The organism is Thermoleptolyngbya sp. M55_K2018_002 (genome assembly GCF_015295965.1).
Taxonomy (GTDB): Bacteria; Cyanobacteriota; Cyanobacteriia; order Elainellales; family Elainellaceae; genus Thermoleptolyngbya; species Thermoleptolyngbya sichuanensis.
This window is the reverse complement of record NZ_DVEA01000295.1, coordinates 1-2,447: the sequence shown is the minus strand read 5'-3', so window position 1 is coordinate 2,447 and position 2,447 is coordinate 1. Positions and strand designations below refer to the sequence as shown.

Below are 2,447 nucleotides of genomic sequence, written 5' to 3'. Positions count from 1 at the left end.
CAACTCCTCACCTGGCAACTATTCACCTGGCAACTATTCACCTTGATAAACGTCGGGCAGGTCGTCAAAGCCGCCCAGCAGGTAGTCGGGAAACAGGGTCGGCGTGGTGTTGGGGCGATCGCCCTGCGATTCTAGCGGCGTGAGGTCGGTGGGTGGGCGATCGCTGCTCCAGGCCCACCAGGCAGTCCCGCAGGCGCAGTGATAAAATTCCTGCCACTTGCGGCGATGGTCGTGGGTAAAGACGGGCGATCGCCGATTAATCCACACTTGCTGCGCTTCGGAGCAGGACAAGCGGCAGCTTGGACAACAAAACTCAACGGCGTGAACTGCCGCCTCTGTCCAGTCGGGCGGCACGAGAGCAAAAGCGTCCATGAGCAGGTGTGGGAAAGGAATATCCCTATCCTATCCGACTCGTCAAGCGGCTGGATTTTCAATGAACCATACAGAAATTTTTATCCCTTTCGCCCCGTCTTATGTAAAATCCAAGGCGAGGCCGTCAGCAAATTGCCCCATTTGGAATTGCGCGACCCACTGTGCGACCCACCGTGCGACCCACTGCGCGACCCACTGTGCGACCCACTGTGCGACCCACTGTGCGACCCACCGTGCGAGCAGGTCGTCCTATCGATGCTTCAGTTTGTGACCGAGCGGGTGACCGAGCGGATGATTGAGCGGGTGATTGAGCAGATGATTGAGCGCAGTCTAGCGTGATGTGCAACTTTCACTCTGCCCTCACGCTCCAACCTCTTCTCCCCAGTCGGGAGCGGGGAAGCAAGCGAGGCTTGAAGTCCCTCTCCTGTTCTGGGAAAGGGATGGAGGGTGAGGGGAATCGGCAAAGCTGCACATAAAGTTGCACATTGCGTCAGTCTAAATAGCTGCATGTAGCCGCATGACCATGACGACCCGGATATCTCTCAGAGAGGACAACCTCAAATGTCGATTCTGAACTTAATCTCCTTTGTTGGAATTTTCGGGCTGTGTGCAGTCGCGTGGCTGTTTTCCGAAAACCGCAATCCCAAATATTTCCCCTGGCGAGTGGTCATCTGGGGCATCTTGCTCCAGTTGATTCTAGGCTTTTTGGTGTTTGCCTTTCCGATTACGCAGCTTTTTCTGCAATGGTTCACCGATTTGCTGAACGTAATTTTTGACGCAGCCGACGCAGGCGCACGGTTTGTGTTTGGCAATCGGTTCGTGCCGCTGCCAGGTCAGGAGCCGCTGGTGCTGTCGCCCCTGCCTGCATCGGGCACCTGTGCGCCAGCGCAGCCAGGAGAGGTGCTGCCGGGGCTATGCGGCATTCAGTTGGGGTATATCTTTGCGTTTCGAGCGCTGCCAGCGGTCATTTTCTTTTCGGGGCTGATGGCACTGCTCTATAACCTGGGGATCATCCAGGTTGTTACGAACTTTTTTGCTCGGATTTTCTATCGCGCGATGCGGCTGAGCGGGGCAGAATCCCTGAGCGGCGCGGCGAATATTTTTGTGGGCATTGAGGCGGCGATCGTCGTGAAGCCGTTTCTGGCCAGCATGACCCGCAGCGAGCTGCTGGCGATTCTGGCCTGCTGCTTTGGCACGGCGGCCTCGTCTACGCTGGCCATTTATGTGAGCTTCCTGAAGCCCGTGTTTCCCAATATCCTGGGGCATCTGGTGTCGGCCTCGGTGATGGCGATTCCGGCATGTTTTGTGCTGTCGAAGATTTTGCTGCCGGAAACGACCGTGCCCGTGACCGCAGGCGGCATCCCCGATGAGCGATCGCTCGATCAGGCGCTGAACGAAGAAGTGGAAGACTTTGAAGCAGGCGTAGCGCGGACGGAACCCGTGCATCAAGAAACCGTGGCGGGGGAACCGATTGAGCGGGTCAGTCCGCTGGATGCCGCCATTGTGGGCGCACTAGACGGGGTGAAAATGGCCGTGGCGATCGCCGCTGTGCTGATTCTGATCCTGGGTTTGGTGTATCTGGTCAACCAATTTTTTGGGGCGTTGGCCAGTATTCCTGGTCCCATTGGCAGCGTCTTTCAGGTGATTACGCTGCAAAACATCCTGGGGGCGCTGTTTTTGCCGCTGACGGTGCTGACGGGCGTATCGCTCGACTGGAGCGAACTCTGGGCTTCGTCGGTGATTATCGGTCGTCGCCTGTTTGAGACAGCGATTCCGCCCTACCAATCGCTGGCGGCTGCTTCGCGGGATGGCGTGTTGAGCGATCGCGCTTTGTTAATCGTCAGCTATGCCCTCTCTGGCTTCGCGCACCTGGCCTCGGTCGGCATCTTTGTCGGCGGCACTACGGCGCTAATTCCCTCTCGCCGCAAAGACATTTCCGAACTGGGCTGGAAGGCCCTGTTTGTGGGCACGCTGGCCACCATGATGATTGCTTGCGTGGCCGGCGTATTCGACACGGGCAACCCCAGCATCCTGGGCACACCCGACGAACCCGCGCCGCAGGCTACCCCCGCCAG

General features: G+C 58.1%; 2 protein-coding genes and 1 pseudogene. 2 read left to right on the top strand and 1 reads right to left on the bottom strand.

All coding sequences use genetic code 11. From position 1 onward, the window contains the following. Nucleotides 1-138: 138 nt before the first annotated feature. Nucleotides 139-372 (bottom strand): annotated as a pseudogene (locus IGS51_RS15065) (hypothetical protein); the annotation flags it as partial. A 161-nt stretch (nt 373-533) separates the two neighbouring features. On the opposite strand from IGS51_RS15065, the gene IGS51_RS15060 reads away from it, so the two are divergent. Together IGS51_RS15060 and IGS51_RS15055 are read left to right on the top strand one after the other, a co-directional pair. Beyond that, nucleotides 534-671, top strand: coding sequence for a PT domain-containing protein (locus tag IGS51_RS15060; RefSeq protein WP_367279349.1), 138 nt, complete (start codon nt 534-536; stop codon nt 669-671). Between the two features lie 262 nt (nt 672-933). Beyond that, on the top strand, nt 934-2,447 hold a 1,514-nt coding region (locus IGS51_RS15055), incomplete at its 3' end, for a nucleoside transporter C-terminal domain-containing protein (protein ID WP_297079419.1).